A 16116-nucleotide genomic window follows, 5' to 3' on the forward strand; every position below is an offset into this window, starting at 1 on the left:
TGGTCGGTGTCGTGGGTGAGGGCGTCGAGGGCGTCGAGGGCCTGGGCGCGGTCGGTGGCGATCACGACGGCCCGGTGCTCCAACGACGCCCGGCCACCGGCCAGGGCGGCGGCCACGGTGGCCGCTGCGAGCTCGGGGTGGTCGAGCAGGTGCTCCCGTAGGCGTCCGCCCGCCGCGCGCAGGGCGTCCGCGCTCTGTGCGGAGAGCGGCCAGAGCGCCGGGCCCGCGTCCTGGTCGGTCTTGGCCGGCTCCGGTGCGTCGAGTGCGGGTGCCTGCTCCAGGATGACGTGCGCGTTGGTGCCGCTGATGCCGAAGGAGGAGACGGCGGAGCGGCGCGGCCGCCCGCGCTCCGGCCAGGGCACGGTCTCGGTGAGCAGTTCGACGGCGCCCGCCGACCAGTCCACGTGCGGCGAGGGCGCGTCCACGTGCAGGGTGCGCGGCAGGATTCCGTGCTGCATCGCCTGCACCATCTTGATGATGCCGCCGACCCCGGCCGCCGCCTGGCTGTGGCCGATGTTGGACTTCAACGAGCCCAGCAGCAGCGGCTGGTCGCCGGGCCGGCCCTGACCGTAGGTGGCCAACAGCGCCTCGGCCTCGATCGGGTCGCCGAGCCGGGTGCCGGTGCCGTGCGCCTCCATGGCGTCCACGTCCGCCGGGGTGAGGCCCGCGCCGGCCAGGGCCTGCCGGATGACCCGCTCCTGGGAGGGCCCGTTCGGGGCGGTGAGGCCGTTGCTGGCGCCGTCCTGGTTGATCGCGGAGCCGCGCAGCAGGGCGAGGACCGGGTGCCCGTTGCGGCGCGCGTCGGAGAGCCGCTCGACCAGCAGCAGGCCGACGCCCTCCGCCCACGCGGTGCCGTCGGCGGCGGCCGCGAAGGCCTTGCAGCGGGCGTCGCCGGCCAGGCCGCGCTGGCGGCTGAACTCCAGGAACATCCCCGGCGTCGCCATGACCGTCACACCGCCGGCCAGCGCGAGGTCGCACTCGCCCTGGCGCAGCGCCTGCGCGGCGAGGTGCAGCGCGACCAGCGAGGAGGAGCAGGCGGTGTCGACGGTGACGGCCGGCCCCTCCAGGCCGAAGGTGTAGGCGATCCGGCCGGACGCGACGCTCGCCGTGCCGCCGGTGAGCAGATAGCCGTCCAGGCCCTCGGCGGGCTCGTGCAGACGGGCGCCGTAGTCCTGCGCGGTGGCGCCGACGAAGACGCCGGTCCCGCTGCCCTTCAGCCGGTCGGGGGCGAGGCCGGCCCGCTCGAAGGCCTCCCAGGCGGTTTCGAGCAGCAGCCGCTGCTGCGGGTCCATCGCCAGCGCCTCGCGCGGGCTGATGCCGAACAGGCCGGCGTCGAACCGGGCCGCCGAGGAGAGGAACCCGCCCTCGCGGACGTAGGCGGTGCCGGGGGTGTCCGGGTCGGGGTCGTAGAGCGCGTCCAGGTCCCAGCCGCGGTCGGTGGGGAACGGGCCGATCGCGTCGGTCTCGGAGTGGACGAGCCGCCAGAGGTCCTCGGGCGAGGCGATCCCGCCGGGGTAGCGGCAGGCCATCGCGACGATGGCGATCGGCTCGTCGGCCGTCGTCCGGCGGGCGGCCGGGGCGGTCACGGTGGCGGCGTCCCCGCTGAGGCGGTCGCGCAGCAGGCGGACCACGGCGTCGGGCGTCGGGTGGTTGTAGACGAGCGCGGACGGGAGGGAGAGGCCGGTGGCGCTCTGCAGGCGGTCGCGCAGCTCGACGCCGGAGAGCGAGTCGAAGCCGAGGTCCTTGAAGCTGCGGCCGGCGTCGACCGCCTCGCCGGTGACGTGGCCCAGCACGATGGCGGCCTGGGTGCGGACGAGGTCCAGCAGGTCGGCGGGCAGCGCGGCGCGGCCGGTGCGTTCGGGGCCGGTGCGTCCGGGGCCGACCGTTGCGGGGTCGGCGGCCGCCTCGGGGACGGCCTCGGAGGCGGTGGTGGGTGCGGCCTCGACGGCGGGTGGGCCGTCCAGCCAGTGGCGCTCGCGCTGGAACGCGTAGGTGGGCAGCGGCACCGGCCGGCCGCCCCGGACGGCCGGGGAGCCCGCCCAGTCCACCGGCGCGCCGTGGACCTGGGCGCCCGCCAGGGCGCCGAGCAGCGTCGCCGCCTCCGGTCGGCCGCGCCGCAGTCCGGCGAGCAGCACGTGGCCGCCGCCGGTGTCGGCCAGCGCGTCCCGGCCCAGGCCGGTGAGGTGGGCGTCCGGGCCGAGTTCGAGGAACACCGTGGTACCCGCGCGGCGCAGCGTCCGCAGTCCGTCGTGGAAGCGCACGGCCGCGCGGATGTGCCGGGCCCAGTAGGCGGGGGAGGTGAGCTCGGCCGCGGTGGCCGGCCCACCGGTGACGTTGGAGATGACGGGGATCAGCGGTGCGTGGAACTCCAGTCCGGCGGCGACGCGTTCGAACTCCTCCAGGATCGGGTCCATGTGCGCGGAGTGGAACGCGTGGCTGACCGCGAGCCGGCGGGTGCGGCGGCCCCGGGCGGCCAGGGTCTCGGCGGCGCGCAGCACCTCGGCCTCGTCGCCGGAGAGGACGACGGCGCGCGGGCCGTTGACGGCGGCGAGGGACACCCCGTCCGAGAGCAGCGGCAGCACCTCGTCCTCGGCCGCCTCCACGGCGACCATCGCGCCGCCCGCCGGCAGCTCCTGCATCAGGCGGCCGCGCGCAGCGACCAGCAGGGCGGCGTCCGGGAGCGAGAGGACACCGGCGGCGTGGGCGGCGGTGAGCTCGCCGATCGAGTGGCCGGCCAGGTGGTCGGGGGCCGGTCCGAAGCGGCGGACCAGGTGGTGGAGCGCGGTCTCCAGGGCGAAGAGGGCGGGCTGGGTGTAGCGGGTCTCGTCGAGCAGGGCGGCCTCGGGGGTGCCGGGCTCGGCGAACACCAGGTCGCGCAGCGGGCGGTCCAGGTGGGGGTCGAGGGCGTCCGCGGCGTCGTCGAAGGCCCGGGCGAACTCGGGGTAGGCGGCGTATAGTTCGCGTCCCATGCCGGGGCGCTGGCTGCCCTGCCCGGTGAACAGGTAGGCGGTGGCGGGCGCCTCGGCGGGTGCCCGGCCGCGGACCACGGCGGGGTGGTCCTCGCCCGCGGCGAGGGCGGCGAGGCCGTCCAGCAGCGCCGGGCGGTCGGCGGCGAGGACGACGGCGCGCTCGTCGAAGAGCGTCCGGGTCGCGGCGAGCGCGTGGGCGATGTCGCGCGGGTCGGCGGCCACGGGCCCGGAGTCGGGGTGGTCGGAGTCGGGGTCGGAGCCGGCGTCGGCGTCGGCGTCGGCTCCTGGGGTGAGGTGGGAGTGCAGTCGGGCGGCCTGGGCGCGGAGCGCCTGGCCGTCGCGTCCGGACAGCACCCACGGGAGCGGGCCGGCCGGGGCCGCGGCCCCGGCGGTCGCGGGCGGGTCGGCCGACTCCGCCGGGTCGGGCAGGTCCGCCGTCCCGGCCGTTGCGGCCGCTCCCGCCAGGTCCGCCAGCACCACGTGGCAGTTGGTGCCGCCCATGCCGAACGAGCTGACGCCCGCGATCAGCGGCCGGTCGGCCTGCGGCCAGGGGCCCTCCTCGGTGCGCACCCGCAGGCCCAGCTCGTCCAGGGGGATGGCCGGGTTGGGCTCGGCGAAGTTGAGGCTGGCCGGGAGCCGGCGGCGGGCGATCGCGAGGATGGTCTTCAGCAGGCCGACCAGGCCGGCCGCGCCCTCCAGGTGGCCCACGTTGGTCTTGGCGGACCCGACGTGCAGCGGTGCGGGCCGCTCCCCGGCGCCCGCGCCGAGGACCGCCCCCAGCGCCGCCGCCTCGATCGGGTCGCCGACCGGCGTCCCGGTGCCGTGCAGCTCGACGTACTGGACGGACGGCGCGTCCGTCCCCGCCCGGCCGTGCGCCTCGCGCAGCACCGCCTCCTGGGCGGTCCGGTCGGGCACGGTCAGCCCGGTGGAGGCGCCGTCGTTGTTGACGGCGCTGCCCAGCAGGACGCTGTGCACCCGGTCCCCGTCGGCGAGGGCCCGCGCCAGCGGCTTGAGCACGACGGCCACCCCGCCCTCGCCGCGGACGTAGCCGTTGGCGCGCGCGTCGAAGGTGTAGCAGCGGCCGTCCGGCGACAGCGCCCCGAACCGGGCGCTGTCGGCGCTGGAGCCGGGCGACAGGATGAGGTTCACCCCGCCGACGACGGCGAGTTCGGACTCGCCGCGGCGCAGGCTCTCGGCCGCCAGGTGGACGGCGACCAGCGCCGAGGACTGCGCGGCGTCCACCGTGAGGCTGGGCCCGGTGAGGCCGAGCACGTAGGAGAGCCGGTTGGCCAGGATGCCGCGGTGCAGCCCGGTGACGGAGTGCCGCCCGGCGGCGTCCTCGCCGCGCCGGTGGTGCAGCGCCGCGTAGTCGTCCCAGATGGCGCTGGCGAAGACGGCCGTCCGGCTGCCGGCCAGCGAGGCCGGGACGATGCCCGCCTCCTCCAGCGCCTCCCAGCCGAGCTCCAGCAGCAGCCGCTGCTGCGGGTCCATCGCGGCCGCCTCGCGCGGGGAGATGCCGAAGAACGCGGCGTCGAAGCGGTCCACCTCGTCGAGGAAGGCGCCGCGGGCCGGGGCGGCCGCGGACCAGCGTTCGGCCGGGGGCGTGCCGACGGCGTCCTCGCCGCGGCTGAGCAGCTCCCAGAACGCGGTGGGGTCCGGCGCCCCGGGGAGGCGGCAGGAGAGTCCGATGACGGCGATCGGGGCGGAGAGGTCGCTGCTCATGATCGGTGCGGTACTCCCTCGTCGTGGACACACAGGTCAGAACACCGTCACGGGCCGCCCTAACGGGGGCCTTGCGGCGTTCTAAACCGGGTGGGGTTCACAACAGGGGTGTGCTGCAGCGGTGTTGCGGGCGTGCGACGGGCGCCGGTCGGTCACCGGCCCTTCAGGGGGCCGTCCTGGCGGGCCCTAATCGGCCGCCGGGACGGCGATCGCCGTGGCGAGCAGGCCGTCCCGGACGATCCAGCGGCCGTCGAAGGCGCCGACCGTCCGGCCGCCGACGACCGGGCCCGGCACCAGCAGCACGGCGTGGAAGGTCCCGTCGGGGCGCAGCGTGATGTCGGCCTCGGCGAACTCCAGGAACAGCCCGGTGAGCGGGAACCAGGCCTTGTAGACGGCCTCCTTGGCGCTGAACAGCAGCCGGTCCCAGGGCAGCTGCGGGAGCTCGGCGAGCAGCTTGCCGATCCGCTCCTGCTCGCCGGGCAGCGCGATGGCCTCCAGCACGCCCTCCGGGAGCGCCAGCGCGGGTTCGGCGTCGACGCCCAGCGAGGCGAGGTCGCCGGGCCGGGCGACGGCGGCGGCGCGGTACCCGGCGCAGTGCGTCATGCTGCCGATCACCCCGTCGGGCCAGCTCGGCGCGCCGCGCCGACCGGGCACCAGCGGCCGGTACGGGACGCCGAGCCGGCCGAGCGCGGCGCGGGCGCAGTGCCGGACGGTGGTGAACTCCCGGCGCCGGGTCTCCACGGCCTTGGCGACGACCGCCTCCTCGGCCGGCTCCAGCCGGGCCTGTGGCGGGTCGTCGTACGCGACCTCGACCACCACGGACGCGGGCAGAATCTCGGCGATCACGCTTCCCCCTCGTGCAGGTGTGCGGGCCTGCGCCGCACCCGGACGAGGGTAACCCAGCGGTCCCCGGCCCGTCCGGGGCCGGGGACCGCCGGTCGGTGGTGCTACTCGAAGGCCGCCGCGGCCTCCCGCAGGGCCTGGGCCACCGTCTCCGGGTCGTACGGGGCCGGCTCGCCCGGGACGTAGGTGACCGAGCGCAGCCCGCCGCTGTAGCGGAAGGAGCGGTGCCGCTCGTACACCGGCCAGGAGACCGGGGACTTGCGGTCCACGCCGACGCTGATGCCCTGGAACGGCGCCATGCCGATGAGCTGGTGGACCGGCCCGAGCCGGCCGCCCTCGACGCCGTCGACGAGCAGTCGGAACTCCCACTTGAGGTCCGCCACGGCCGCCGCCTCGACGGTGACCCGGCGCGCGCCCGCCGCGAGCGGGCCGCCGTCGGCCTCGTGCAGCTCGCCGTACTGGTTGTAGGCGAACCGCAGCCGCCCGTCCTCGACGTACAGGCTGTAGCCGCCGCCCTGGTCCCCGTGCGAGACCAGGACGCCCTGGTCGGCGTCCCCGTGCCGGTCGAGCTCGACCTCGATGGCGAAGGACCGGAAGGAGACCAGCCGGGAGGAGCGGTACCGCTCCAGCTCGGGCGTGCCCGCGAGCAGGGTCACCGGCCGCCGCAGCCGGGCGTCCTCGGGGTTGCGCAGGGCGAGCGCGCCGCTGCCGTCGGACAGCGGGAAGACCCCGTCGCGCCAGGCGGCCGCCTCCCAGGCCGCCGCCAACTCCTTGACGATGTCCGGGTGTTCGGCGGAGACGTCGTGGATCTCGGTCGGGTCGGTGCGCAGGTCGTGGAGCGCCCACTCGCCGTCGTCGTAGGGCGTGCCGAAGCGGTGCAGGGTGACCAGCTTCCAGCCGTCGCGGTAGTAGCTGCGGTTGCCGGTCATCTCGCAGTACTGCTCGTGGTGCGTACTGGGCGCCTGCGGCTCGCGCAGGACGGGTGCGAAGCTGACCCCGTCCAGCTCCTGCACCGGCTGCCCGGCGCGCTCCTGCGGCCGCTGCACGCCCGCGAGTTCGAGCAGGGTGGGCAGGATGTCCGTGACGTACTGGTACTGCGGTCGGACGCCGTTGTCGCCCTCGGCGCGCGGCAGGCCGGCCGGCCAGGAGAGCACGAACGGCACCCGGACGCCGCCCGCGTGGGTCTGGCCCTTGTAGAGGCGGAACGGCGTGTTGGAGGCCATGCCCCAGCCGCGCGGGTAGTGCACCAGGCTCTGCGGGCCGCCGATCAGCTCGATCTCCCGCTCGACGTCGGGGTTCCAGTCCGCCGGCAGCCGCGGGTGGTGGACGAAGCGGCTGAAGTAGCTGCGGGTGCCCTCGGCGCCGCCCTCGCCGGTGCCGCCGTTGTCGGAGGTGAAGACGATGATGGTGTTGTCGAGCTCGCCGAGCGCGGCCAGGGTGTCGGTGAGCCGGCCGAGGTTCTGGTCGACGTTGTCGACCATCGCCGCGTACACCTCCATGTACCGGGCGTACAACTTCTTCTGTACGTCGGTGAGTTCGCTCCAGGGTCCGACGTCGTGGCCGGCCTCGGAGTTGCGCTCGGGCAGCTCGGTGCCCGCGGGGAAGTGGCCGGCGGCCGACTGGCGTGCGAAGCGGGCGGCGCGCAGCTCGTCCCAGCCGCCGTCGTAGCGGCCCCGGTGCCGGGCCAGGTCCTCGGGCTTCGCCTGGAGCGGGCCGTGCACGGCGTTGTGCGCGAGGTAGAGGAAGAACGGCTTCTCGGCGTCGTGCGCGCGCAGCGACTTGACCATCGAGATGGCCTGGTCGGTGATGTCGTCGGTGTAGTAGTAGCCCTCGGGGAGCTCGTCGATGTCCAGCGGGCTGTTGTCGCGGACGAGTTGGTGCGGGTGGAAGAGGCTGGTCAGGCCCTCCAGTACGCCGTAGTACTGGTCGAAGCCCTTCTGTAGCGGCCAGTTGGCGCGGTTGTCGGCGGCGTTGGAGGCGGAGTCGCGGGTCAGGTGCCACTTGCCGACGGCGTAGGTGGCGTAGCCCTCGCCGTGCAGCACCTCGGCGAGGGTGGGGATGTCCCCGGCGACCTCCATGCCGTAGCCGGGGAAGCCGGGGTCGGCGTTGGCGACGAAGGAGTAGCCGACCCGGTGCGGGTTGAGGCCGGTGAGCAGGGCCGCCCGGGCCGGGGAGCAGAGCGGCATGGTGTGGTAGTTGGCCAGCTTGACGCCGTCGGCGGCGAGCCGGTCCAGGGTGGGGGTGGGGATCTCCGCGCCGAACGGGCCGATGTCGCTGTAGCCCATGTCGTCGACGAGGACGACCACGATGTTGGGGGCGCCCTCGCGCGGGCGCAGCCGCTGCGGCCAGGCGGGCACCGACTCGCCGAAGGTGCGGCCGACGGTGCCGGCGAAGCCGGCGTACGGGTCGCGGCGGCCGGGGTGGTGCGCGCGCTCGGCTTCGGGCGCGGGCTCGGCGTTGGGCGCGGGGGCGGTGCTCATACGGTGCTCCTGACGGCGGGTCCGACGGCGTCCAGGCGCGGCACGGCGGCCAGGAGCTCGGCGGTGTACGGGTGTTCGGGCGCGGTGACGACGCGGTCGGCCGGGCCGGTCTCGACGATCCGGCCGCGGTGCATCACGGCGATCCGGTGGCTGACCTGGCGGACCACGGCGAGGTCGTGCGCGATGAAGAGGATGGCGAGCCCGAGTTCGCGCTGCAGCCGGGCGAGCAGCTCGATCACCTGGGCCTGGACCGACACGTCCAGCGCCGAGACCGGCTCGTCGCAGATCAGCACGCTCGGCTCGGGCGCCAGCGCGCGGGCGATGCCGATCCGCTGGCGCTGGCCGCCGGAGAAGGCGCGCGGGTGCCGGTCCGCCATCTCCGGCTCCAGGCCGACCTGTCGGAGCAGCTCGGCGACCCGGGCGGCCCGCTCGGCCGCGGTGCCGAGCCCGTGCGCGATGAGCGGCTCCTCGATGATCCGGCCGGCCGTCATCCGGGGGTTGAGCGAGGAGTACGGGTCCTGGAAGACCATCTGCAGCTCCCGCCGGGCGGCGCGGCCGCCGCCGTGGCCGAGCTCCTCGCCGCGGAACCGGATGGTCCCCGCCGAGGGGGAGTGCACCTGGACGAGGGCCCGGGCCAGCGTGGACTTCCCGGAGCCGGACTCGCCGACCAGCCCGAGCGTCTCGCCGGGGTGCAGCTCCAGGTCGACGCCGTCCAGCGCGGTGACCGGTCGCCGGCGCGGGCCGTACGTCTTGCGCACCCCGTGCACGGTCAGCAGCGGTTCGGGGCCCGGGAGGCTGTTGGCGGCGGCCTCGGAGGGCGCCTCCAGACGCGGGACGGCGGCCAGCAGCCGCTTGGTGTAGGGGTGCCGGGGTGCGGCGAGCACCTCGCCGGTGGTGCCCTGCTCGACCACCCGGCCGGCGCGCATCACCAGGATCCGCCGGCAGGTCTGCGCGATCACGCCGAGGTCGTGGCTGATCACCACCAGGGCGGTGCCGGTCTCCCGGTTGATCCGGGAGAGCAGCTGGAGGATCTGCTGCTGGACGGTCGGGTCGAGCGCGGTGGTCGGCTCGTCGGCGACCAGCACCTCGGCGTTGTTGGCCAGCGCGAGCGCGATCATGATGCGCTGGCGCTGGCCGCCGGAGAACTGGTGCGGATGGTCGCCCAGCCGGCCGGCGGCGTCGGGGATGCCGACCAGGTCGAGCAGCTCGGCCGCCCGGGCGGCGCGCTCGGCCCGGGCGGCCGAGCCGTGGGCCCGCAGGGCCTCGTCGAGCTGCTTGCCGACGGTGAGCACCGGGTTGAGCGAGGACATCGGGTCCTGGAAGATCATCGCGATCCGCCGCCCGCGCAGGCCGCGCAGGGCGGCCTCGGGCAGGGCGGCGAGGTCCTGTCCGTCGAGCTCGACCGAGCCGCCGGTGATCCGGCCGCCGGCCGGCAGCATGCGCAGCAGCGCCAGCGCGGTGGTCGACTTCCCGGAGCCGGACTCGCCGACCAGCCCGAGCGTCTCGCCGGCGGCCAGCTCGAAGCCGACCCCGTCGACGGCCGTCACCTCGTCGAAGGCGACCGTGAGGTCGCGGACCTGAAGGACTGGGCGGCTCATCGGCGGATCCCCCTGTTCAGGGCCTCGGCGATCAGCGTGAAGCCGAGCACCAGGGCGGTGGTCGCGGCGAGCGGGGCGGCCGCGAAGGCGGGGTGGGTGTCGAGGTAGGCGACGGACTGGCTGAGGATCGAGCCGAGGGTGGGCTCCGGCGGGCGGACGCCCAGGCCCAGGAAGCTCATCGCGCCCTCGATGAAGACGCCGATGGAGAGCGCGACGGCGCTCTGCACGATCAGCGGGTCGGCGGAGTTGGGCACGACGTGGCGCAGCAGGACCCGCAGCCGGGACGCCCCGCCGACCCGGGCGGCCAGCGCGTACTCGCGCTCCCGCTGGACGAGGATGCCGGCCCGCAGCTGTCGCCCGAAGCCGGGGATCTCGGCGAGCGCGATGACGATCAGCACCGGCCAGCGGCCGGGGCCCAGCACGGCGGTCACGGCGAGCGCCAGGATGATCCCGGGGAAGGCGAGCAGCAGGTCGAAGCCGCGCTGGACGGCGACGTCTGCCCATCGGGAGGAGGCCGCGAGCAGGGCGAGCGAGCAGCCGAGCAGGGCGCCGACCGGGACGGCGCTGAGGGTGATCGCGAGGTCGGTGCCGATGCCGTGCAGCACCCGGCTGAAGAGGTCGCGACCCAGGTCGTCGGTGCCGAAGGGGTGGTCGGCGCTGGGGCCGGCGAGCGCGAGGGCGCTCTGGGCGTTCGGGTCGAGGTCGGTGAGCAGCGGCGCGAACAGGCCGGCCAGCGCGATCACGCCGACCAGGGCCAGGCCGGTGAGGCCGCGCCCGGTGAGCAGGCCGGCCAGGTAGCGGTTGCGGCGGGCGCGGGCGTCGCGCGGTGGCGCCTTGGCGGTCAGGACGGTCATCGGTCACTCCCACCGGATCCGGGGGTCCAGCCACGCGTACACCAGGTCGGTGAGCAGCTGGACGGCGACATAGACGGCGACGATCAGCAGCAGGAGGTCCTGCACGACCGGGTAGTCGCGGCGGATCACCCCCTGCTCGATCAGCTGGCCGAGACCCGGCCAGGCGAAGATCCGCTCCACCAGCACGGCCCCGGCGATGAGTTGGCCGATCTGCAGGCCGAGCACGGTGATCGCGGACGGCAGGGCGTTGGGCAGCGCGTGCTGCCAGACGATCCGCCGGCGGGAGACGCCGAGGGCGGTGGCGGTGCGGACGTAGTCCTCGGCGAGGGCGCGTTCCATGCCGTCCTTGAGGTACCGGGCGAGCACGGCGGCGCTCGGCAGCGCCAGGCAGACGGCGGGCATCAGCAGGTACTGCACGGCCAGGTCGGGCTGGTCGAGCAGGGACTCGTGGCCGCCGGCCGGCAGCAGCCCGAGGGTGACGGCGAAGAGCAGCACCAGCAGCACGCCGGTGACGAACGGCGGCACCGCCAGGACGGCCGTCGTGAAGGCGCGGACGGCGGCGGCGACCGGCCGGCGCCGGGTGGTGGCGCCGAGCACGCCGAGCGGCAGGGCGATCACCACCACCAGCAGCAGGGCGCCGAGGGTGAGTTGGACGGTGGCGCCGAGCCCGTTGCCGATCAGGTCGGCGACCTGGCCGCCGATCGCGTAGCTGGGTCCGAGGTCTCCGGTGAGCAGGTCGCCGAGCCAGCCGACGTACTGCGAGAGCAGCGGCTGGTCGAGGCCGAGCCGGCCGCGGATGGCGGCGACGGCCTCCGGCCCGGCGTCGGGCCCGGCGAGCGAGGTGGCCGGGTCGCCGGGGATCAGCCGCAGGATGAGGAAGACCAGGAAGGAGGCGAGGACGAGGACGAGCAGCCCGGAGGGCAGCCGCTTGAACAGGAAGGATCGCATCGGTCAGGCCGTCAGGTAGGCGTCGTCGAGGACGAGGTAGCCGAACTTGTTGAGGTCGGTGCCCACCGCCTTGCTGCCGGCCACCTCCACCAGGCCGCCGATGGCGAGGTCGATCACGAACTCCTCGTCCAGCAGCACGTCGGTGATCTGCTGGTAGAGCGCCTTGGCCTCGGGGCCGGAACTGTCCGAGCGGTTCCAGGCCTTCTGGACGATCTCGGTGTAGGCGGGCGAGCTGAAGCGCGAGCTGTTCTTGGCCTCGTTGAACGGGTAGGCGCTCACCGCGAGGGTGGCGGGCTGGAGCTGGGCGAAGCCGTGGCTGAGCGTCCAGAGGGCCGGCATGGACTGGGCGATCAGCTGCTTCTGCATGGTGGGGGAGTCGGTGGGCTGGAGGACCGTCTCGATGCCGACCTGCTTGAGGTCGTACTGCAGGATCTGGGCGATCGCGGTGTTGCCCGGGTCGTTGGAGTGCGCGAACGGCAGGGTGATGCTGTCGAGCCCGGCCTCCTTGAGCAGCGCCCGCGCCTTGTCCGGGTTGTGGGTGTAGCGGGTGGCGTTGGCCTCGCTGTACGCGGGCGAGGACTTGGGCCAGGGCGCGGACGAGACGGTGCCGTACCCGCCGAGCGCCTGCTGCACCAGCCGGTCGCGGTCCACGGCCCAGGCGATGGCCTGCCGGACTCGCTTGTCGCCCACGTGCTCGGCGGTGAGGTTGGCGCCGATGTAGTAGGCGCCCGAGCCGGTGTCGTACTGCTTGATCCGGAACTGCGGGTCGCCCTTGAGGGTGGCCACGTCCTTGCCGCGGACGCCGTAGGACAGGTGGGTCTGGCCGGTCCTGAGCGAGGACAGCAGGGACTCCGCCTGCGGGATGATCCGGATCTCGACCCCGTCCAGGTAGGGGCGTCCCGGGTTCCAGTACTTGTCGTTGCGGGCGAAGGTGATCGAGCTGCCGGGCTTGCGCTCGGTGAAGGTGAACGGGCCGGTGCCGATCAGCTTCGTCCCGGCGACGGCGTCCTCGACGCTGGCCGAGTCCGGGATGATCATGAACTCGAAGAGGTCGAAGAGGTTGCTGACCGGGTGGGCCAGGACGAGGGTCAGCTCGAAGTCGCCGTTCTTGCGGAAGTCGGTGACGGCGGCCGCCGTGGAGCGCAACTGGGCCGAACGGGAGGGGTTCTGCAGGTTCTTGACGGCGAACACCACGTCGTCCGCGGTGAACTTGCGGCCGCTGTGGAAGAGCACGTCCTCGCGCAGCTTGAGCGTGACGCTGGTGCCGTCCGCGCCCAGCTGCCAGGAGGTGGCCAGCTCGGGCTGCGGCTGGAGCTTGTCGTCGTACCTGGTCAGGGTGTTGAAGACCAGGCGCTGGACCAGGGTGTTGGCGCTCTGGGCGAAGAGCAGGCTCGGGGTGAAGTCGATCCCGGTGCCCACCGTGATGACGCCGCCCCGGCGCGGGCTCGCCGAGCCGCCCGCGGGGGAGGAGGCGGTGTCCGCGGCCGAACGGCAGGCCGCCAGCGCCAGCAGACCGGCTCCGGCGACACCCCCGCGCAGCAGGGCGCGCCGGGAGAGGCCGGATACGGAGGAGGAGGTGAACGCGGTCATGGCGGGTCCTTCACAAGGGGCGATCGGGTGAACGGCGGGAAGGGCGGTGGAGGGAGGGGGTGGTGGAGGGAGGGGGAAAGGCGGGCGGTCACGGCAGCGGCCCCCGCCCGGTGGGCGGCGTCGCGCCGTGCGCGGCCGTCGCCTGCAGCGGCCGGGCGTAGAGCACGCCCAGCACCGCGGCGCCGGCCGCCACGGCCAGGGCGTCCGCGCCGCGCCGCTGGGCGATCAGCAGGTCCGCGTCCTGCCGCAGGCGCGACCGGCGGGCGAACTCGGCGCGCACCACGTCCAGATAGGTCGGGTCGAGCATGGCGAAGGTCTCGGTCAGCACCAGCAGGTCCGGGTTGACCACGTCCGCCAGCAGGGCCAGCGCGCGGCCGATCACCTCGGACCGGTCGCGGACCAGCCGGTCGGCGCGCGGATCGCCGGCCCGGACCGCCGCCACCAGCTCGGCCCGGTCGGGCCGCTCGGTGATCCCGGCGGCGGCCGCCGCCTCGAACAGCGTGGTGTCCGAGGCGGCGGCCGCCAGACAGCCCAGCCGGCCGCAGTGGCAGAGCGCGTCACTGTCGGGGACGGGCAGGTGCGCGACGTCCCCGGTGGCCGAGGCGGGCCCGAGGTGCACCACGCCGGCGACCGACAGGGCCGCGTCGACCACGTGGCCGACGAAGAGCTGGACCATGCTGCGCCGCGCCGCCGGGTGGCCGAACAGGATCTCCGCCTGGGTGAGCGCCCGCGCGTGGTTGTCCACCTGGACGGGCAGTCCGGTGGCCCGGGCCAGCAGTTCGCCGAGCGGCATGTCCCGCCACTGCAAAGGATCATGACGGACAGTCACGCCGCGCTCCGGATCCACCGTGCCACCGGTGACCGCGCCGAGGGCGACCACGGTGCGGCCGCCGGGCACGGTGGCGAGCAGCCGGGGCAGCCGCTCCAGCAGCGGCTTGAGCACCGCGTAACCCGTGCGCCCCCGGTTGCTCAACTCCTGTCGGTACAGCACGTTTCCGCGCACGTCCAGCAGCGAGAAGGTGGTGAACGGCACCCCGATGTGCAGCCCGGCCACGGCCAGCCGACCGGTGTCGATGTCGACCGGCAGCTGGGGCCGGCCGACCGTTCCGGCCCCGCCGCCGGTCAACTCCGGCCGCTCGTGGAGCAGTCCGAGCTGCGAGAGGTCCACCACCTGCCGGGACACCGCGGAGGCGCTGAGCCCGGTGAGCGCGGCGACCCGGCTGCGGGCGATCGGCCCGTGGTCCAGCACGGTCCGCAGCACGGCGGCGGCGTTGACGTCCCGCCGGTCGTCCCCGATGCGCACGGCGGGGCGCGGGAGCGTGTCGGACATCGGGGACCTTTCGCGAGGCGGACGGGGAGGCGGGATTGTCAGACAAGCCCTAGGCCTGGAGGGTGGCCTCCAGCTCCTCGGCGGGGACCAGGCCGGCCACCTTCGGCGGCTCGGTCGGCTCAAGCAGGCGGCTCGGGGTGCCGTCGACGCCTACCGGCAGGTCCCCGTCCAGGGTGATCCGGCGGACCAGGCGCGGCTCGTCGCCGTAGTCGTTGACCGCGTAGTGCTGGGTCGCCCGGTTGTCCCAGATCGCCACGTCGCCGACCTGCCACTCCCAGCGCACGGTGTTCTCCAGCCGCTCCACGTAGCGCTGGAACAGCTCCAGCAGCGCGCGGCTGTCCGCACCCGAGACGCCCTGGATGCGCTGCGCGAAGGCGCCGAGCAGCAGCGTCTTCTCGCCGGTCACCGGGTGCACGCGGACCACCGGGTGCTCGGTCTTGAACGCGGTCGAGACGAACACCTGGCGGAACAGCCTGGCGATCTCGGCGTTGTCCGCCAGCTCGGGGCGCAGCGCCAGGCTCGCCGCGTAGTCGTAGTCGTTGGTGTGCACCGCCCGCAGGCTCTCGGCCAGCACCTTCAGCGGCTGCGGCAGGTCCTGGTAGGCGGCGACGGTGTTGGCCCACACGGTGCTGCCGCCGGCCGGCGGGAGCTCCAGCGACCGGAGGATGGACGCCTTCGGGTAGGACGGGACGAAAGTGACGTCGGTGTGCCAGTTGTTGGCGCGCACACCCTTGGTGGCGTCCAGCTCGAAGATGTACCGGCCGTCGGCGCTGGGGACGGTCGGGTGGCCGACCGGCTGGCCGAGCAGACGGGCGAACGCCTCGTGCTCGGCGTCGTCCAGGTGGTCCTGGCCGCGGAAGAAGAGCACCTTGTGCTCGTACAGCGCGGCCTCGACGGCGGCGACGGTCCCGGCGGACAGGTCGCCACCGAGGCGGACGTCGTGGACGATCGCGCCGATCCGGCCGGCGGCCGGGGTGAGACGCAGTTCGGTGAGGGCAGCGGTCATGGCGGTTCCTCGGCTTTCACGTGGAACGAAGGGAAGGGGGGAGGCAGGCGCCGGGCATGCGGGTGTGCGGCATGGCGGCGGCGCGGCGCAGGGCATGCGGGGAGAACGGGTGGCACCGGACGTGCGGGCACGGCCGTGCCGTGCGGGACACCGATCCGAGCGGCTGGATCAGCGGGTGAGCGCTCCGCGGCGACAACAACGGCGCAGGGCGCAGCAGGGGCGGGGACAGGCAGGGCTCTGGACACGGCGAACGGTGGTCATCGGCCCTCCTTCCGGCTTGCTGCGAGTGGGCTCGGCGCTCATCGTGCTGAAGGCCGAGGCCTGCTGTCAATCGCTGTTTTGCCTGTTGGGCACGGGTGTTGCGGCCGTGTGTCGTCCTGTTGCGGGGGGTGGCCGGCGGATGGCGGGAGCGCTTCGCGACGGTATTCGACCTTGTGGCGGGCCCGCGCGAGTTATTAACTCTCGGAGCGAAAGAAACTCCGGAGCGGTCCCCGCTGGGGAACGCGCGGCCCCGCGCGGGCCGCGGATCGAGGGCGTGTCCTGTGCCGAGGCTGGAACCTCTTCACACCCGGGTGTCGGCCCGGACCACCTGGCGGGTGGTCCGGCTGCACGGGAGCGACGGCGCGATCGGACCGGGGGAGTACTCCGACGCCGGCCGGGGACGCGCTGTGGCCGGCCGTCGCCGCGCGACTCGCGGACGGCGTGCCCGTCGCGGAGCTGACGGCCCGGCCGGACGGCCACCGGAGCACCGGCGACCCGGCCGCCCGCCTCGCCGC

At 74.8% G+C, this 16116-nt stretch carries 9 protein-coding genes; all 9 read right to left on the minus strand.

From position 1 onward, the window contains the following. Positions 1 to 4691: beta-ketoacyl synthase N-terminal-like domain-containing protein (locus ACGFZP_RS38790; RefSeq protein WP_392941988.1), on the minus strand; the 4691-nt coding region annotated here is incomplete at its 3' end. A 186-nt stretch (positions 4692 to 4877) separates the two neighbouring features. Further along, positions 4878 to 5537 (minus strand): 4'-phosphopantetheinyl transferase, encoded by a 660-nt coding sequence (locus tag ACGFZP_RS38795; RefSeq protein ID WP_392941991.1) that lies wholly within the window; start codon positions 5535 to 5537, stop codon positions 4878 to 4880. A 101-nt stretch (positions 5538 to 5638) separates the two neighbouring features. After that, positions 5639 to 8014 (minus strand): arylsulfatase, encoded by a 2376-nt coding sequence (locus ACGFZP_RS38800; protein ID WP_392941993.1) that lies wholly within the window; start codon positions 8012 to 8014, stop codon positions 5639 to 5641. Then, the gene (locus ACGFZP_RS38805) at positions 8011 to 9612 is read right to left on the minus strand and encodes an ABC transporter ATP-binding protein (RefSeq protein WP_392941995.1); all 1602 of its coding nucleotides are present in this window, start codon (positions 9610 to 9612) and stop codon (positions 8011 to 8013) included. The genes ACGFZP_RS38800 and ACGFZP_RS38805 overlap by 4 nt, the downstream gene beginning before the upstream one ends. Then, positions 9609 to 10466, minus strand: a complete 858-nt coding sequence (locus ACGFZP_RS38810) for an ABC transporter permease (RefSeq protein WP_392941998.1) — start codon at positions 10464 to 10466, stop codon at positions 9609 to 9611. The genes ACGFZP_RS38805 and ACGFZP_RS38810 overlap by 4 nt, the downstream gene beginning before the upstream one ends. A 3-nt stretch (positions 10467 to 10469) precedes the next feature. Beyond that, positions 10470 to 11414, minus strand: coding sequence for an ABC transporter permease (locus tag ACGFZP_RS38815; protein ID WP_387951796.1), 945 nt, complete (start codon positions 11412 to 11414; stop codon positions 10470 to 10472). Positions 11415 to 11417: 3 nt separating this feature from the next. Further along, positions 11418 to 13004 (minus strand): ABC transporter substrate-binding protein, encoded by a 1587-nt coding sequence (locus tag ACGFZP_RS38820; RefSeq protein WP_392942002.1) that lies wholly within the window; start codon positions 13002 to 13004, stop codon positions 11418 to 11420. Between the two features lie 88 nt (positions 13005 to 13092). Continuing rightward, entirely contained in the window at positions 13093 to 14334 is a 1242-nt protein-coding gene (locus tag ACGFZP_RS38825; RefSeq protein WP_392942004.1) for an ROK family protein, read from the minus strand. 49 nt (positions 14335 to 14383) lie between these two features. Further along, positions 14384 to 15340 carry a TauD/TfdA dioxygenase family protein gene (locus ACGFZP_RS38830; protein ID WP_392942006.1) on the minus strand — a complete coding sequence of 319 codons (957 nt, stop codon included), beginning with the start codon at positions 15338 to 15340 and terminating at the stop codon, positions 14384 to 14386. Between the last annotated feature and the right edge of the window lie 776 nt (positions 15341 to 16116).

The sequence above is a fragment of the Kitasatospora sp. NPDC048239 genome (assembly GCF_043202015.1).
GTDB lineage: Bacteria > Actinomycetota > Actinomycetes > Streptomycetales > Streptomycetaceae > Kitasatospora.

Bases quoted from the DNA above. Each gene is read 5' to 3' on its own strand.
- ACGFZP_RS38825 (WP_392942004.1), bottom strand. From the start codon at position 14,334: ATGTCCGACACGCTCCCGCGCCCCGCCGTGCGCATCGGGGACGACCGG.
- ACGFZP_RS38810 (WP_392941998.1), bottom strand. From the start codon at position 10,466: ATGACCGTCCTGACCGCCAAGGCGCCACCGCGCGACGCCCGCGCCCGC.
- ACGFZP_RS38805 (WP_392941995.1), bottom strand. From the start codon at position 9,612: ATGAGCCGCCCAGTCCTTCAGGTCCGCGACCTCACGGTCGCCTTCGAC.
- ACGFZP_RS38800 (WP_392941993.1), bottom strand. From the start codon at position 8,014: ATGAGCACCGCCCCCGCGCCCAACGCCGAGCCCGCGCCCGAAGCCGAG.
- ACGFZP_RS38815 (WP_387951796.1), bottom strand. From the start codon at position 11,414: ATGCGATCCTTCCTGTTCAAGCGGCTGCCCTCCGGGCTGCTCGTCCTC.
- ACGFZP_RS38820 (WP_392942002.1), bottom strand. From the start codon at position 13,004: ATGACCGCGTTCACCTCCTCCTCCGTATCCGGCCTCTCCCGGCGCGCC.
- ACGFZP_RS38830 (WP_392942006.1), bottom strand. From the start codon at position 15,340: ATGACCGCTGCCCTCACCGAACTGCGTCTCACCCCGGCCGCCGGCCGG.